The sequence below is a fragment of the Corticimicrobacter populi genome, assembly GCF_003123725.1.
Classification (GTDB): Bacteria; Pseudomonadota; Gammaproteobacteria; order Burkholderiales; family Burkholderiaceae_B; genus Corticimicrobacter; species Corticimicrobacter populi.
Genome location: NZ_QETA01000005.1, coordinates 174,351 through 190,071 on the forward strand (window position 1 = coordinate 174,351; position 15,721 = coordinate 190,071).

General features: G+C 61.4%; 14 protein-coding genes, 1 tRNA gene and 1 pseudogene. 9 read left to right on the forward strand and 7 right to left on the reverse strand.

Annotated elements, in window-relative coordinates:
* Window positions 1–6 precede the first annotated feature (6 nt).
* The 5 genes and pseudogenes from cydB to DD235_RS17285 form a co-directional block, all read right to left on the reverse strand.
* Complete coding sequence (cydB, locus tag DD235_RS12585) at window positions 7–1,143, reverse strand: cytochrome d ubiquinol oxidase subunit II (RefSeq protein ID WP_109062449.1); 1,137 nt, start codon at window positions 1,141–1,143, stop codon at window positions 7–9.
* Window position 1,144: 1 nt separating this feature from the next.
* The gene (locus tag DD235_RS12590; RefSeq protein ID WP_109062450.1) at window positions 1,145–2,734 is read right to left on the reverse strand and encodes a cytochrome ubiquinol oxidase subunit I; all 1,590 of its coding nucleotides are present in this window, start codon (window positions 2,732–2,734) and stop codon (window positions 1,145–1,147) included.
* Between the two features lie 78 nt (window positions 2,735–2,812).
* Window positions 2,813–3,196, reverse strand: coding sequence for a DUF2946 domain-containing protein (locus tag DD235_RS12595; RefSeq protein ID WP_109062451.1), 384 nt, complete (start codon window positions 3,194–3,196; stop codon window positions 2,813–2,815).
* 135 nt (window positions 3,197–3,331) lie between these two features.
* Entirely contained in the window at window positions 3,332–3,703 is a 372-nt protein-coding gene (locus DD235_RS17280; RefSeq protein ID WP_239990145.1) for a CZB domain-containing protein, read from the reverse strand.
* 45 nt (window positions 3,704–3,748) lie between these two features.
* Window positions 3,749–3,997 (reverse strand): annotated as a pseudogene (locus DD235_RS17285) (methyl-accepting chemotaxis protein); the annotation flags it as partial.
* A 628-nt stretch (window positions 3,998–4,625) separates the two neighbouring features.
* Between DD235_RS17285 and ehuB the strand changes: the two are divergent.
* The 4 genes from ehuB to ehuA are packed head-to-tail and all read left to right on the forward strand — an operon-like array spanning window position 4,626 to window position 7,696.
* The gene (gene ehuB / locus DD235_RS12605; protein WP_109062453.1) at window positions 4,626–5,483 is read left to right on the forward strand and encodes an ectoine/hydroxyectoine ABC transporter substrate-binding protein EhuB; all 858 of its coding nucleotides are present in this window, start codon (window positions 4,626–4,628) and stop codon (window positions 5,481–5,483) included.
* Window positions 5,483–6,154, forward strand: a complete 672-nt coding sequence (gene ehuC / locus DD235_RS12610; protein ID WP_109062454.1) for an ectoine/hydroxyectoine ABC transporter permease subunit EhuC — start codon at window positions 5,483–5,485, stop codon at window positions 6,152–6,154. The genes ehuB and ehuC overlap by 1 nt, the downstream gene beginning before the upstream one ends.
* 1 nt (window position 6,155) lies before the next feature.
* Window positions 6,156–6,848, forward strand: a complete 693-nt coding sequence (ehuD, locus tag DD235_RS12615; protein WP_109062455.1) for an ectoine/hydroxyectoine ABC transporter permease subunit EhuD — start codon at window positions 6,156–6,158, stop codon at window positions 6,846–6,848.
* Window positions 6,845–7,696: an ectoine/hydroxyectoine ABC transporter ATP-binding protein EhuA gene (gene ehuA / locus DD235_RS12620; RefSeq protein ID WP_109062456.1), complete on the forward strand. Its 852-nt coding sequence runs from the start codon at window positions 6,845–6,847 to the stop codon at window positions 7,694–7,696. The genes ehuD and ehuA overlap by 4 nt, the downstream gene beginning before the upstream one ends.
* 35 nt (window positions 7,697–7,731) lie before the next feature.
* Here ehuA and DD235_RS12625 read toward each other — a convergent pair whose 3' ends face one another.
* Window positions 7,732–8,931, reverse strand: a complete 1,200-nt coding sequence (locus DD235_RS12625) for a ParB/Srx family N-terminal domain-containing protein (RefSeq protein WP_162300491.1) — start codon at window positions 8,929–8,931, stop codon at window positions 7,732–7,734.
* 259 nt (window positions 8,932–9,190) lie between these two features.
* Between DD235_RS12625 and DD235_RS12630 the strand changes: the two genes are divergently transcribed.
* The 4 genes from DD235_RS12630 (at window position 9,191) to mqo (ending at window position 14,000) form a co-directional block, all read left to right on the forward strand.
* The gene (locus tag DD235_RS12630) at window positions 9,191–10,150 is read left to right on the forward strand and encodes a Bug family tripartite tricarboxylate transporter substrate binding protein (RefSeq protein ID WP_109062457.1); all 960 of its coding nucleotides are present in this window, start codon (window positions 9,191–9,193) and stop codon (window positions 10,148–10,150) included.
* Complete coding sequence (locus DD235_RS12635) at window positions 10,151–10,657, forward strand: tripartite tricarboxylate transporter TctB family protein (protein WP_239990136.1); 507 nt, start codon at window positions 10,151–10,153, stop codon at window positions 10,655–10,657.
* Window positions 10,657–12,144: a tripartite tricarboxylate transporter permease gene (locus DD235_RS12640; protein ID WP_109062458.1), complete on the forward strand. Its 1,488-nt coding sequence runs from the start codon at window positions 10,657–10,659 to the stop codon at window positions 12,142–12,144. Before DD235_RS12635 ends, DD235_RS12640 begins: the two co-directional genes overlap by 1 nt.
* Before the next feature lie 140 nt (window positions 12,145–12,284).
* Complete coding sequence (gene mqo, locus DD235_RS12645) at window positions 12,285–14,000, forward strand: malate dehydrogenase (quinone) (RefSeq protein WP_109062459.1); 1,716 nt, start codon at window positions 12,285–12,287, stop codon at window positions 13,998–14,000.
* Between the two features lie 62 nt (window positions 14,001–14,062).
* Here mqo and DD235_RS12650 read toward each other — a convergent pair.
* Window positions 14,063–14,138, reverse strand: a tRNA-Phe gene (locus tag DD235_RS12650).
* Between the two features lie 294 nt (window positions 14,139–14,432).
* On the opposite strand from DD235_RS12650, the gene hemA reads away from it, so the two are divergent.
* Window positions 14,433–15,707, forward strand: coding sequence for a glutamyl-tRNA reductase (gene hemA / locus DD235_RS12655; protein WP_109062460.1), 1,275 nt, complete (start codon window positions 14,433–14,435; stop codon window positions 15,705–15,707).
* The last annotated feature ends 14 nt before the right edge of the window (window positions 15,708–15,721 follow it).

The following is a 15,721-nucleotide window of genomic DNA, read 5'->3' on the forward strand; positions in this document are numbered from 1 at the left end:
TTTCGGTCAATAAACGCTGTGTTCGTTGGCACGGATGTGCTCAACGGTGACTTTGCCACGCATGACACGATACGCCCAGCTTGTGTAGCTGATAATGATCGGCGTCATGATTATGGCCACCCAGAACATAATGTTGAGGGTGCGGTGGCTCGAGACGCCGTCCCACAGGGTCAGGCTGCTGGCAAAATGACTGCTCGAGGGCAGGACGAATGGGAACAGGGCCACGCCGGCCGTGAAGATGATCCCCAGCTCGGCTACGCCGGTGGCGATGAAGGCGCAGACATTGCGGCGCAGGCTGGCGAACAGCAGGCTGGCCAGCCCGCCGAGAAAGCCCAGGGCCGGGATCAGCCACAGAACGGGATGCGCCCGGAAGTTGTTGAGCAGCGCACCCGTCTGCAGGGCGACTTCCTTGTCGAGCGGGCTCAGCAGCGCAGCCGGGTCAAGTGACGAGGTGATCACGTAGCCGGGCAGGGAACCCACCCACAGGCCGCCCACTGCGAATCCTGCCAGCATGACGATGACGGCGATCTGTGACGCGCGACGAGCCCGCGCCTGGATGACGCCTTCGGTGCGCATCAGCAGGTAGTTGGCTCCGTGGGCGATGATCATGCTCAGGCTGACGACCCCGGCCAACAGGGCGAACGGATTGAGCAGTGCCCAGAAGCTGCCGGTATAGCGCATCATCATCGTATCGTCATAGGAAAAGGGCACGCCCTGCAGCACATTGCCCAGTGCGACGCCGAACAGCAACGACGGGATGGCGCTGCCGGCGAAGATGCCCCAGTCCCAGGTCGTACGCCAGCGCGGGTCCTCGATCTTGCTGCGATAGTCAAAACCGACGGGCCGGAAGAACATGGCCCAGAGTACGGCCATCATGGCGAAGTAAAAACCCGAGAAGGCTGTGGCATAGACCAGCGGCCAGGCAGCGAACAGCGCGCCGCCCGCCGTGATGAACCAGACCTGGTTGCCGTCCCAATGGGGGCCGACGCTGTTGAGCAGCACCCGGCGCTCTTCGTCCTTGCGGGCCACGAAAGGCAGCAGCGTGCCGACGCCCATGTCGTGGCCGTCCATGATGGCAAAGCCCAGCATCAGGATGCCGACCAGCAGCCACCAGATAATCTTGAGGATCTCGTAGTCAATCATGTCAAACCTCCTGCGCTGCGGGGCGGGTCAGTTGGGGGGCCGGTTCCGGGCGTTCGCCGTGGTATTTGCCGGTGCCCAGGCTGGACGGCCCGAGGCGCGCAAATTTGAACATCAGGTACAACTCGACAATCAGCAGGATGGTGTAGAACAGCACGAAGCCCGAAATCGAGAGAATGAGTTCGGTGGCCGTCCGGTCTGATGCCGACAGGAAGGTGGGCAATACGCCTTCGATCGACCAGGGCTGGCGACCGTATTCAGCCAGGAACCAGCCCATTTCACACGCCAGGAAGGGCAGGGGGATGCTGTAGAGCAGCGTCTTGAGCAGGCGTGGTCGCTGTTCGAACGTGCCGCGTGCCGCATGCCAGAACGACAGGCCGATCAGGAGCAGGAAGAAAAAGCCCAGCCCCACCATGATGCGAAAGCTCCAGAAGAGCGGGGCAACGCGAGGGACGGCATCCTTGACGGCTGCCTGCAGCATGTCGGGCGTGGCCTGGCTGACATCGTCGGTATAGCGCTTGAGCAACAGGCCATAGCCCAGGTCGTCGCGGAACAGTTCGAAGCGCTTGAGCAGTTCCGGATTCTCACGGTCGGCCCGCAGGGCTTCCAGCGTGGATACCGCCATTGCGCCGCGGGCGATACGGGCAGCGATACGTTGCTCGAGTTGATCCAGGCCGGGGATTTCGGTGTCGAGGCTGCGCGTGCCGATCAGGCCCAGTACCCAGGGGATATGGATGGCGGCCCGCGTGGTCTGGTTTTCCTGATCGGGGATGCCGAACAGGGTCAGGCCGGCAGGGGCCGGCTCGGTCTTCCACATGCCTTCCATCGCAGCCATCTTGACCTGTTGTGTTTCGGCAGCGGTATACCCGGACTCGTCACCCAGCACAATCACGGACAGGGTGGCCGCGAGGCCGAACGAGGCGGCGATACGGAAGGAGCGACGTGCAAAGTCGAGATCACGCCCCTTGAGGATGTACCAGGCGCTGATCCCCAGTACGAATATCGAAGCGGTGACATAGCCGGCACTGACGGTATGCACGAATTTCACCTGTGCCACTGGATTGAACAGGATGTCCCAGAAACTGGTCATTTCCATGCGCATCGTGAACGGATTGAACTCTGCACCCACCGGGTTCTGCATCCAGCCGTTGGCGATCAGGATGAACAGGGCGGACAGGTTGGAGCCGATGGCGACCAGATAGGTGACGGTCAGGTGCCCAACCTTGGACAGACGATCCCAGCCGAAGAAGAACAGGCCGACGAATGTCGATTCAAGAAAAAAGGCGACCAGTGCCTCGATGGCCAGCGGTGCACCGAAGATGTCGCCGACGTAGTGGGAGTAGTACGACCAGTTGGTGCCGAACTGGAATTCCATGGTCAGTCCGGTGGTGACCCCCAGGGCGAAGTTGATGCCGAAAAGCTTGCCCCAGAACTTGGTCATGTCACGGTAGATTTCCTTGCCGGTCATGACATAGGTGGTCTCCATGATCGCCAGCAGAAAAGACAGGCCCAGCGTCAGGGGAACAAACAGGAAGTGGTAGAGCGCCACGGTCGCGAATTGCAGCCGTGACAAGTCAACAATGGTTTCACTCATTGCGAATCCTTGGTAGGGATGGCGGGCGGCCATGCCCGGCCGCTCAGGGCGGGGCATGCCTTGTTGCGAAAGGCTGGATCAGGCCTGTGCAGGGGGTCCGCGTGGCGCGAACGTGGTGTGGATGAAGCGTGGCCGCAGTGGCCGGTCGGCCTGCGGCAGAGGCAGTTGCAGGTTGGGCAGGACGGCCGGCAGGGCGGCCACGACATACGCCGGCAGAATGGCGATGTCGGCATGCAGCGAGCACCAGACACAGGTGCCGTGTTGCTGGATGATGGATTGGGGCTGTTCGGCGTTATCGACGCGGATCAGCTTGTTGCCGCTGTTGGTACAGATCTCCACCCATTCGGCATCGGGTGCCACCACCGACAGGACCTGCATGGCTGCCGGGGCAAAGGCTCCCAGCATGAGTGCGATGCAGACAAACCAGGCGGTCAGGCGGCGAGAGGCGTGAAACGCGCGCATGAGAATGGAGGCAACCCGTCGAAACAGTGGATGGTTCTATCTATATATTAGGATAATAGCATCTAATCGTTTCAGATCTGCCTTTGAGTTTGTGATGGCGCAATATCCAGTCTGTTTTTGGGCTTGACGCGCCGGCTACAGCACTTCCTGCTGGAGCCGGTCAATGGCCTGTGCGACACGATCGCTGGCCCGTTCCATGGCGACCAGATGAGACAGCATGCCTTCGCCATCGCCCTGGCCTGCGGCCTCAAGGGCCGCTTGACCATGCTGATGGACTTCGGCGTGCGGCTTCTCGATGGCCACGAAACCGGCGCGTCGGCTGTAATGCTGGGCACCATAGCCTTCGTAGTACCACTTGCCGAGACGGCAGGCCGTGTGCGTGCTGAGCGCGGCATTGAAATCGCCATCGACAATGTGCTGGTAGACACGGTTCTTCCAGATGGCGTGGTCGAGTTTGACCGAGTTCAGGAAAGAGACGGTCGTCGTGTGATGGATGACGTGCTGCATCCGTTCGGAGCGGTGGATCACCGCGCCGACCTCGCTGTCGATCTGTTGCGAGGATGCCGCGATATCGTGTGCGCAGCGGGTGGTGGCCTCGACTACATTACGGATGGCTGCGGTTTCGGTGCTGACTTTCAAGACCAGTGCCTGGATTCCAGTGCTGGCCTCCGCGACTTTGCCAGCCAGGTGACGTACTTCGCCCGCCACGACAGCAAAACCCCGACCGGCCGGGCCGGCGCGTGCCGCTTCGATGGCGGCATTGAGTGCCAGCAGGTTGGTCTGGTCGGCGATTTCCTGGATGTTCGACACCAGTTTCTGAATATCCTGGGCAGTCCTGTCCAGCGACACGGCAGTTTGCGTGCTGGTGGTCGTGTGCTCCATGACCAGGGCCGAGCGCCGGTTGAGGCGCTGGATGGCCTCCTTGGCCTGGTCGAAAATCTCGGTCAGATTGGCCAGCTTTTGCCGCTCTGCCAGCAGCATGTCGGCACTCGATACCATGCCCGCGCCAATGCCCTGCAGCATGTGGCTGCCCATGAGCTGGCTGCGACAAAGCCCAGCCACGCCAACCGCATTGCTGCCATGGTCATGACCGGACTGGGCGGTCGGCAGCGTGGGTAGCTCGGCCTTGAGTGCCGCCAGTTCGGTCCTGAGTTCCAGGCATTCCTTTTTCCATTTGGCGCTGACCCACATGTTGGCTGCTCTCCGTTCCGTCTTTGTACACAAGGGGCTAAATTGAAATTATCCCGATATTTGCAATTTAGTAACATTATTTCATCATTTTAAACATAAAGCCCTGAGCAGGGATGCTGACAGGGATTGAGGCATATTCAGCCCAATTTCTTCAGGCATTTAATTTGAGTTGAAATGATTTGTCTGTGTATTATTTGTTCAGAAATCCATTGTGATGAACAAATAGGAGGGCGTCGACATGAACTCAGCAAAAATCAAACATATCCTGGGAAGCCTGACCGTGGGTGCCACTCTGGTCGCAGGTGCCGCGCATGCGGCTGACCTGGACCAGATCCGTGAGCGCGGCGTTATCCGCATCGCTGTCGCCAACGAAATTCCCTACGGCTACATTGACCTCGATGGTACGGCCAAGGGGGCTGGCCCCGATGTCGCGGCGCAACTCGCTGAACGCCTCGGCATTGGCCGGATTGAATGGGTGGCGACCGGTTTCAGTTCGCTGATCCCGGGCCTGCAGGCAGACCGGTTCGACATGGTGGCCGCGGAAATGGCGATCCTGCCGCAGCGCTGCCGCCAGGTTCTGTTCTCCGAGCCCAATAGCTCCTACGGCGAGGGGCTGCTGGTGGCTGCCGGCAATCCCGACGATATCCATGCCTACGAGGATTTCGCCAGGAACGGCAAGAAGGTCGCCATCATGGCTGGGGCCGATCAGCTGGAAATGCTGCAGGCTCTGGGTGTGCCCGAAGCGAGCATGGTGACGATTGCCAACAATGCCGACGCCATTTCCACGGTATCGACCGGGCGTGCCAGTGCCTATGCGGCCACCAGCCTGACCGTGAGCGGCCTGGCCGACAAGAGCGGCCGGGTCGAGGGGGCTGGCAGCTTCCGTGATCCTGTGGTCGATGGCCAGCCGGTGCGCAGCTGGGGGGGCTTTACCTTTGCGCAGCGTTCCGAAAAACTGCGTGATGCGGTCAATACCGAGCTGCAGGCATTCAAGCAGACACCCGAGTGGCGTGCCATCCTGACCGAGTATGGTTTCAGCGAGGCGGATGCCGAAGGCTCATTCCAGCGCACGACGGCCGAGCTGTGCACTGAGTGATGGACTGGCTGAACTATCTCGATCCGCTGCTGCAGGGAGCCTGGGTCACGGTACAGCTGACACTGTATTCGACCCTCCTGGGTGGGCTGCTGTCGTTTCTGCTGGGCGTGGGCCGGCTGGCCTCCCATCCCGGATTGCGCTGGCTGTCGATCTGCGTGATCGAGGTATTTCGCGGGACGTCGCTGCTGGTGCAACTGTTCTGGCTGTATTTTGCCCTGCCGTTGGCAGGGCAGGCTCTGGGCCTGGACTGGCGTCTGCCGCCTGTCGTGGTGGGGGTGCTGGCGCTCAGCCTGAACATCGGCGCCTATGGCGCGGAAGTGGTGCGAGGCGCGTTGCAGGCGGTGCCACCTGCTCAGCTCGAAGCGGCCAAGGCACTTGATTTCACGCCGCGCCAGACGCTGTGGCGCATCAGCCTGCCGCAGGCGATTCCCGAGATGATGCCCAGTTTCGGCAACCTGGCCGTGCAGAACCTCAAGGATACGGCGCTGGTATCGCTGATCAGCCTGGGTGACCTGGCGTTCCGGGCGGAGCAGATCCGCAATTTCACGCAGGACAGCACGACCGTGTATACCCTGTTGCTGCTCATGTATTTCGGCATGGCGCTGGTGTTGACCGCGCTGATGCGCCTGCTCGAGCGTTCGGTCGGGCGCTGGCGCGCCACGGGAGGCTGACATGCTGTTTGGAATCGAATGGGACACCAGCAGCGCATGGGCCTTTGCCTGGTCCATCCTGCCCATCCTGCTGCGCGGCATGATCGTCACCCTGCAGGCGACGGTAGTCGGTTTCGTGCTGGCGGCCATTCTGGGATTGCTGCTGGCCATGCTCAAGGCCTCGCACTGTCGCGCCATTGCCTGGCCGGCCCGTGCCATCACCGAGTTCCTGCGCGACACACCGTTGCTGGCGCAGCTGTTTTTTCTGTACTACGTCCTGCCCGAGTACGGCATCGTACTGCCGGCGTTCCTGACCGGGGCGCTGGCGCTGGGCCTGCAGTACAGCGCCTATACGTCCGAGGTGTACCGGGCCGGCATCGAATCCGTGCCACGCGGGCAGTACGAGGCGGCCCGCGCCCTGGATCTGTCGGCTGGCCGGATTTTTTCAGCCATCGTGCTGCCCCAGGCCATTCCGCGCATCATTCCGGCATTGGGTAATTATCTGGTGTCGATCATGAAGGATGTGCCGGTGCTGTCGGTCGTGTCCGTGCTGGAGATGCTCAACGTGGCGCGCATCATCGGTGACCGGACCTTTGATTACCTGATTCCGCTGTCCATGGTGGGCGGCCTCTATCTCATTATGACGCTGGTGGCGTCTGCGGGCGTGCGCTGGCTCGATGCGCGTCTGCCCAAGCAGGGGGTGCCTCTGAAATGACCGATATTTCCACAATCAATGACGGGGTTGTCGCCGAGGGGCAGTCGTCGCTTGCCGAGGGGGATACCACTGGGCGTGAGCCCGTGATCCGTTTCGATGCCGTCACCAAGAAATTCGGTGACGTGACGGTGCTTGATGCGCTCGATTTCGAGGTGCGCAAGGGCGAGAAGGTCACCATCATCGGTCCGTCCGGCTCAGGCAAGTCCACGGTGCTGCGTATCCTGATGACACTGGAGCAGATCGACGGCGGCGTGATCCATGTGGCCGGCAAGCCGCTCTGGCATGAGGCGCGCAATGGCACGCTGGTGCCGGCCGGGGAGGAACACCTGCGCATGATGCGCAAGGAAATGGGCATGGTGTTCCAGCAGTTCAATCTGTTTCCTCACATGACTGTGCGGCGCAACATTACCGAGGCACCCATGCATGTGCTGGGATTGTCTCGTGCCGAAGCCGTGGCGCGTGCGGATGAATATCTGGAGCTGGTCGGGTTGTCCGACCAGGCTGACAAGTTTCCGAGTCAGTTGTCGGGTGGCCAGCAGCAGCGCGTGGCGATTGCCCGGGCGCTGGCGATGCGGCCGGGCATCATGCTGTTCGACGAACCGACATCGGCGCTCGATCCCGAACTGGTGGGCGAGGTGCTGAACGTCATCCAGCGACTGGCAGGCGAACATGACCTGACCATGTTGCTGGTCACGCACGAAATGGCGTTTGCCCGGCAGATCTCCGACCGGGTCTGCTTTTTCGACAAAGGACGCATCGTCGAGCAGGGGCCGCCCGAACAGATCATGAGCGCGCCCCGCGAGGCCCGAACGCAGGCATTCCTTAGCGGTTGCCTGCAACCGGGTTGAGGCCAGGCCTGCGGATCGAGCTAGCTCGATACACACTAAGGTTGTTGCGGTGTCGGCTGACTGACAGGCTGGTACATGACGGCGTACCACAGCCGTCCTGCCGTGCGAGGTGTATCGTCCGGGCGCGTATTGCTGCGGGTCAGTTCGATCAGGTTGCGGCGTGCCCGACTGGTGGGTGAATCAGCTGGCGCATCTGGTTGCAGATGGATGCGGCCCAGTTCGGTGGCTGTATAACCTGCCGCCACAGGGGCATCGTCGGGTTGTGCACTCATCAGCAGTGCGGCATCGCGTACGGCTGCGGCATAGCTGTCGTGGCTGCCCTCGGGTGCCAGGTGCCGTTTGCTCAGGTCCGCCGGGGCCAATATGGTGTCGGGTGCGGCGGGTGGCGAGGTTCGGTAGCGGCTGAGATTCAGACGGGGGCGCAGCCAGTCGGCCCACATGAACTCGGCAAATTCCGGCAAGCCCTCGTTGTCGTAGCCGATGCGACGTGCAAAGTAGACCAGCGAGCGGTATGGGTCATCCTGCAGGCCATCGGGCTGCTCGGGGGTGGCCAGCCCAAGGCGGGTCGGCAACCGGTTTGGCGCAATCGGGACATTGTGTCCGTCGCGCAGCCAGGCTTTGCGCTCCGCGACCATCCGGGACCAGAAGGTGGCGTCGTCGAGATGGCTGTAATCGGCATCGATCCTGACATGCACGGCTACGTCCGGCCCGCCATCGCGGGTTTCATAGAACGACGTGAATGTGTGATGCCCATCGGTCAGGTAGAGTACATTGCCCGGCCCGATGATGACGGTCTTGAGTGCGGCGGTATGGGTGCCAGGTGCGTCGGTGCAGGTAAAGCTGGTGGGGGTGTCGATGCGGGCGGCGTACAGCGTGTCGAGATCTTCCAGCGTGCCTGTCGCCAGGCCGCTCTGTCCGTTGGCGGCACAGTAATCGTCGAATTTTTTGCGCAGCGTCTGCCCCAGGTAGCGCATGAACAGGTCTGGGTCGTCTTGCCTGGTCGCAGGCATGGGGCCCCCCTGCCAGCGGCCGAGGATGGCATGGATCTGGTCGTGGCCTACAGCACCCTGTGTCGGTCGCAGCTTGGACAACCTGACCTGCAGGATGTTGCCGCTGAGCCGGGATGGCGAGGTGTCACGCACCTGCTGTGTTGGCTCCGTGCTGCCTGCACCTGATGATGCCAGCATGAGAAAGGCTGCCAGAGAAGCGGCCAGGATGCGTAGGGGGGCAGTCATAGAGTGGGTTCCATGAGCAGGGGCAGACAAGGTGGGGACGGCGCACGTGCAGATGATTGTACGTGCGTGCCGCAGCAGAGGGCGCGTATGCCCATGGCAGCAAGGTATGTTGATCAGCAGGCAGGGATCGGCCCGATTGACACTGCTCCAGTGCCGCGCATAATCTGAATGGCATGTTCTGCGGAACATCCAATAAATATATAAAAAACATGCTGGCCGACGGCCTGACCTGTCGGCCTCTAGCGAGGAGACACACGCGATGCGGATCAGCCATATTCTCAAGGCGCTGGCGGCTACGGCCGTGCTGTGCGTCGGTACGGCCCAGGCGCAGGTCAGCGTCATGCTGCCGGCCAATCCTGGCGGGGGCTGGGATGCCACCGGGCGACAGGCGTTCCAGGCTCTGAACCAGGCCGGCATTTATACCGGTACGGTCAATTTTTCCAATCGCGGCGGGGCCGGCGGCACCATCGGGCTGGCCGAGTTCCAGCGTGCCCAGAAGGGTAAGGCAGATGCCCTGGCCGTGTTTGGTGCGATTACGGTGGGGGCGATCACGCTCAATCACTCTCCTGTCGAACTGGATAAGTTCGCACCGATTGCGCGGTTGACTGCCGAGTACCTGGTGCTGGCCGTCAAGGCCGATTCCCCGTATGCCACCCTGGCTGATTTCGCCGAGGCGCTCAAGCGCGATCCGGGAGGCACGCCTGTAGGCGGTGGCTCGGCGGGCGGCGTGGATCACATTGCGCTGGCGTTGCTGGCGCAGAGCGCCGGGGCGTCGGTGCCGGCGCTGAATTACATTCCGCAGGCGGGTGGTGCGGATACCGTAACGGGCATTGTCAATGGCACCCTGAAAGCCGGCATTTCCGGTATTTCGGAGTTCCGGCAGTTTGCCGACAGCGGGCGGATCCGAATTCTTGGCATTACTACGGCTGAGCGCATGAAAGGTCTGGAAAGTGTGCCGACCTTCAAGGAGGCTGGCTACGATGTCGAGATTGCAAACTGGCGCGGCATCCTCGGTGCCGTCGATATGCCCGAGGCCAACCGCCAGGAGTGGGTCGAACGATTCACGCGTCTCAACGATAGCGAGGCATGGCGCGCTGTGTTGGCCAGGCAGGGATGGGATGACTATTTCCTGGCGGGTGATGCGTTCGGTGCCTTTATCCAGGCCGAGAGCGAGCGGATCAATCAGGTCCTCAAGGACGCCGGCCTGGCGGAGCAATAAGTGTCGGCGGCGGAGTGCGGCGGTACGCCCGTATTGCGCAGACGCCCCTGGTGGCTGGGGCTGGCCGTGATACTGATGGGCGGCATCTGCGCCTATGCTGCGTCGGCCCTGCCTGTGACAGCTCGCTATGCAGGCATCGGGCCGGGCATGTTCGGCGTGGTGATCGGCCTGGGGCTGGTGGCGTTGGGAATTATGCTGCTGGTGCAGATTGCGCGGGGCGAGGTGTTCGAACCCCAGGATGCCGAAAATGCCGAAGCCGGCCGTTCAATGGACCGGCGTGCCTTCTGCACGGCCTTGCTGGCAGCGGTGCTGCCGGCGCTGACCATGGAACCATTGGGATTGCCGGTAACGGCGATGCTGTCGTTCATGCTGGTGGCGCGTGCTTTCGGTTCGAGGCACGTCTTGTTTGACCTGGCCGCTGGCTTTGGCCTGGGGACGATCAGCTGGTTGCTGTTCGGCTGGCTGGGCTTGCAACTGGGCGGCTTCCTGCCGCTGACGGGGCTGTGATGGATACGCTGGGCTTGTTGCTGCAGGGTTTCGAGGTGGCGCTGACACCAGCCAATCTGATGTGGGCATTCCTGGGATCTGTGCTGGGTACGGCGATTGGTATCTTGCCGGGCATCGGCCCGGCGCTGACCATTGCGCTGCTGTTGCCGGTCACCATTTCGGTGGGGCCGGTCTCGGCATTCATCATGTTCGCCGGTGTGCTCTACGGGGCCATGTATGGCGGCTCGACCACTTCGATCCTGATCAATACGCCGGGCGAGGCGGGTTCGATGATGACCGCGCTGGAAGGCAACAAGATGGCGCGTGCCGGTCGAGGTGCGGCCGCATTGGCGACGGCTGCCATCGGTTCCTTTGTGGCGGGTACGATTGCTACCCTGTTGTTGACCTTCGCCGCTCCCGTCGTGGCCGAGCTGGCATTCGTGCTCAAGCCTGCCGATTATTTTGCCCTGACGGTGCTGGCGTTCACGTCGGTGGCCGTCGTGATGGGTGCCTCGCGTGTACGTGGTTTCGTTTCCCTGTTCATGGGCCTGGCGCTGGGGGTGATCGGCATCGATGCCATGACGGGGCAGCCGCGCATGACGTTCGGCATGGCCGACCTGCTTGATGGCGTGGAACTGACAGTGGTGCTGGTATCGGTCTTTGCCGTGGGCGAGATTCTGTATGTGGCCAGCCGCTATTCGCACGGACAGGAGAAAATCATCCCGATCAAGGGCAAGGCCTGGATGACACGGGACGAATGGCGTCGCTCCTGGAAGCCCTGGCTGCGTGGCACGGCGATTGGCTTTCCGATGGGGGCCATCCCCGGCAGCGGTTCGGAAATACCGACCATGTTGTCCTATTCCCTGGAAAAAAAGCTGTCGCGGCATAAGGACGAGTTCGGCAAAGGGGCCATCGAAGGCGTGGCGGGACCCGAGGCGGCCAACAATGCCGCTGCTGCCGGCATTCTGGTGCCATTGTTGACGCTGGGGCTGCCGACTTCGGCTACGGCTGCCATTTTGCTGGCTGCATTCCAGAACTATGGCCTGCAGCCGGGTCCGTTCCTGTTTACCGGCAACCCTGAATTGGTATGGGGACTGATCGCATCCCTGTATATCGGTAACTTCATGCTGCTGGTGCTCAACCTGCCGCTGGTCGGCCTGTGGGTACGGCTGCTGTATATCCCCAAGCCGCAGCTGTATGCCGGCATCCTGGTGTTTGCGATGATGGGTATCTGGGGTGTTTCCGGGTCGGTGTTCGACTTGGGGCTGATGGCGGTGCTAGGCTTGCTCAGCTATGCGATGCGGGTCTATGGTTTTCCGATTCCGCCGCTGCTGATCGGGCTGATCCTGGTGCCGCTGGCCGAGAACCAGCTTCGCACGGCCCTGGCTGCAGGACAGGGGCAGCTATCCGTGCTGGTCGAGACGCCTGTCTCAATGATCTTCCTGTCGCTGGCGTTGCTGTCCCTCTTCGTGCCCATTATTTTGCGTCGTCTGCGCACGGCAGCCTGATTGCTGCTGTCTTGCGTGCAGGGGTGTTTGGTGGGCCGTAACCTTGCTTGCCCAGTGGGTATGCGGGCAAGATGCATCTGTCAAAGATACTATCGTGACTATATGTTGGATTGGAAAATCTTATCCTTGACGAGGTGCATATGCGCAGAAAACTGATCAAATATCTGGCTGGTACCGTTTCCGTGGCTGTGCTGGCTTTTGGCCTGTTTCTCTATTGGCCACTCTACGAGCGGTCAGTGCCGCCTGCCAGCAACGAGGAGCCTGTCGATGCCGTGCTGATTGGTGGTGGCATCATGAGCGTGACGCTGGCAACCTATCTCCAGGAACTGGAACCGGACTGGCAGGTGTACATGTTCGAGCGGCTTGATGAGGTTGCGCTCGAGAGTTCCAATGGCTGGAACAATGCCGGTACGGGGCATTCCGGCTTTGCCGAGCTGAACTACACACCCGAGGCTCCTGATGGCTCCATCGAGACTGGCCGGGCCGTCGATATCGCCGAGCAATTCGAGGTGTCGCGACAGTTCTGGGCGCATCAGGCCGAGCAGGGACGCCTGCCGTCGCCGCCCGATTTCATCAATCCGACGCCGCACATGAGTTTCGTCTGGGGTGATGAGAACATCGAGTACCTGCGCAAGCGCCATGCGGCACTGGTTCGTCATCCGCTGTTCTATGGCATGCAGTACTCCGAGGACCCTGAGCAGATTCGCCAATGGGCACCCCTGCTGATCGAGGGACGTGATCCGGCGCAGAAAGTGGCCGCGACCTATATGCCTCTGGGTACTGACGTGAACTTCGGCGTGATCGCCACGCAATTGACCCAGGCACTGCAACGTAATCCGAACTTTCATCTGGGCCTTGCGCACGAAGTGACGGCCCTGCGCCAGAACGACGACAAGACCTGGAACGTGACTGTGCGGGATCTGGAAACGGGGCAGGAGAGTACGATCAAGTCGCGCTTTGTATTTATTGGTGCGGGCGGTGCGTCACTCAAGCTGCTGCAGATGTCGGGCATCCCCGAGGCACGCAATTACGCCGGCTTTCCGGTGGGGGGGCAGTTCCTGGCATTCGATGCGCCGGATATCGCCGGACGCCATGATGTGAAGGCCTATGGTCGTGCCGAAACGGGCTCGCCACCGATGTCGGTACCGCATCTTGATGCCCGCAAGCTTGATGGCAAGCCCGTGGTTCTGTTCGGACCATTCGCGCTGTACAGCACCAAGTTCCTCAAAGAGGGGTCATGGTTTGATCTGTTTTCGTCGGTCAATCACGATAACCTGGGTGGCATGTTGCGCGTGGGTCTCGATAACCTGGATCTGGTCAGTTACCTGATGGGGCAGGCCATGCTGTCGGACACCGATCGACAGGCCGAGTTGCTCAAGTATTATCCTCAGGCGCATCCCGAAGACTGGCGATTGGTGACGGCAGGCCAGCGAGTACAGGTGATCAAGCGGGATCCGGAGCAGGGCACCGTGTTGCAGTTCGGCACCGAGGTCGTGGCCGATCGCGACCATACCATCGCTGCGCTGCTGGGCGCATCCCCTGGTGCTTCGACCTCGCCACCCATCATGCTGCGGGTGTTGTCCCAGGCATTCCCGGAGCAGTTCGAGACACGCTGGAAAACACGCCTGACCGAGATCATTCCCTCCTACGGGCGCAAGATCAACGACAGTGCTGCCTTGACCAACGAAATTCGCAGGGCAACGAGCCAGGCACTGCAGTTGCCGTATCTTGACGTGCTGACAGAAGGCAGCGATGGCACCGCTGCCGACCCGGATAGCAGCACGGCAGGAGAGGTTGAGTTGCCAGTGGCTGGCGGGCGTCCCGGTCATCAGGAAACCGAGTTGCAAGCCTTGTAGACAAGACAAGGCCAGGGCAGAAATGAAAACGCCCAGCTGGTAACAGCTGGGCGTTTAATCTGTGGTGGCCTTGGGCGGAATCGAACCACCGACACAAGGATTTTCAATCCTCTGCTCTACCGACTGAGCTACAAGGCCACGCGAAGAAGCGGAATAATAAACCGCACTCTTCAGGCCTGTCAAATGGTTTTTGAAGGAAAGTCGACATCGATGTTGCAAGGTCGTCTTGGCAGTGGCCCGGAATCTACTGCCAAGACGTCAAGGGTTGTGACAGATCAACAGAGAAAGCACGCGTGGCACGTATCATCGTGGTGACGGCGGATGTCTGCATTTGAGAACAGTTTTTCTTCAGTTGCATGAATTTCCATAAGCTGTCAAGCGGTCTATAATCTATAGAAAATATTGCTTTCAAACTCGCAATCGCTGCAACCTATGTCCGTCCAGGTTCTCAGTCTTGGTCTCAACCATGTATCGGCACCCGTCTCGGTGCGCGAGAAGGTGTCCGTGCCCCTTGATGTCATCAAGCCGGCACTGGCAGGCCTGCGTGCGGCCTTTGGCGGTGCAGTGCGCGAGGCTGCCATCCTGTCGACCTGTAACCGCACCGAGATCTACTGTGCGGCCGAGTCCCATGCCGTAGAAAAAGTGCCGCTCTGGCTGGCAGAGTTCAACAGCCTCGATGCCGGCAGCCTGCAGCCCCACCTGTATCGCCACAGCGGCGATGAAACCGTGCGCCATGCTTTCCGCGTCGCCAGTGGGCTGGACTCGATGGTGCTGGGCGAGCCGCAGATCCTGGGGCAGATGAAAGATGCCGTGCGTGTCGCAGGCGAGGCTGGCACGTTGGGTACGCTGTTGCATCAATTGTTCCAGCGTACGTTTTCCGTTGCCAAGGAAGTCCGTTCGCAGACCGCCATCGGGGCCCATTCGGTCTCCATGGCTGCTGCCGCAGTGCGGCTGGCCGAGCGTGTATTCGGTGACCTGAGCGAAACCCGGACCCTGTTCATCGGGGCGGGCGAGATGATCGAACTCTGTGCCACGCACTTCGCGGCCCAGCGGCCGCAGGCCATGATGGTGGCCAACCGGACGCTTGAGCGTGCCGAGTCGCTGGCCAACCGGTTCAACGCCGATACCATGCGCCTGTCGGACTTGCCAGAACGGCTGGCCGAATACGACGTGGTGGTGTCCTGTACGGCCAGTTCGCTGCCGATCCTGGGGCTGGGCATGGTCGAGCGCGCTACCAGCATGCGTCGGCGCAAGCCCATTGTCATGGTCGATCTGGCAGTGCCGCGAGATATCGAGCCCGAAGTGGCGCGGCTTGACGACGTTTACCTCTACTCGGTCGATGACCTGGGCCGTCTGGTCCAGAGTGGTGCGGATGCGCGCAAGGCGGCCGTGGTGCAGGCCGAAGCCATCATCGAGACACGAGTGCGCAATTTCATGCACTGGCTGCAGGCCCGTGCAGCAGTGCCGGCGATCGTCGATCTGCATCGCTCGGTTGACGATCTGCGCCAGTTCGAACTTGATCGCGCACGCCGCGCCCTGGCGCGTGGTGACGATGCCGAGGCTGTGCTGGAGCAACTGGCCTATGGCCTGACCCAGAAATACATGCACGGCCCGCTGGCCGCGCTGCATCACGGCAGTGATACCGAGCGCCAGCAACTGCTGGCCATGCTGCCGCGCCTGTTTCCCCCACTCGACCAGCGCCGTTAGCGCCGCTGTCCGAC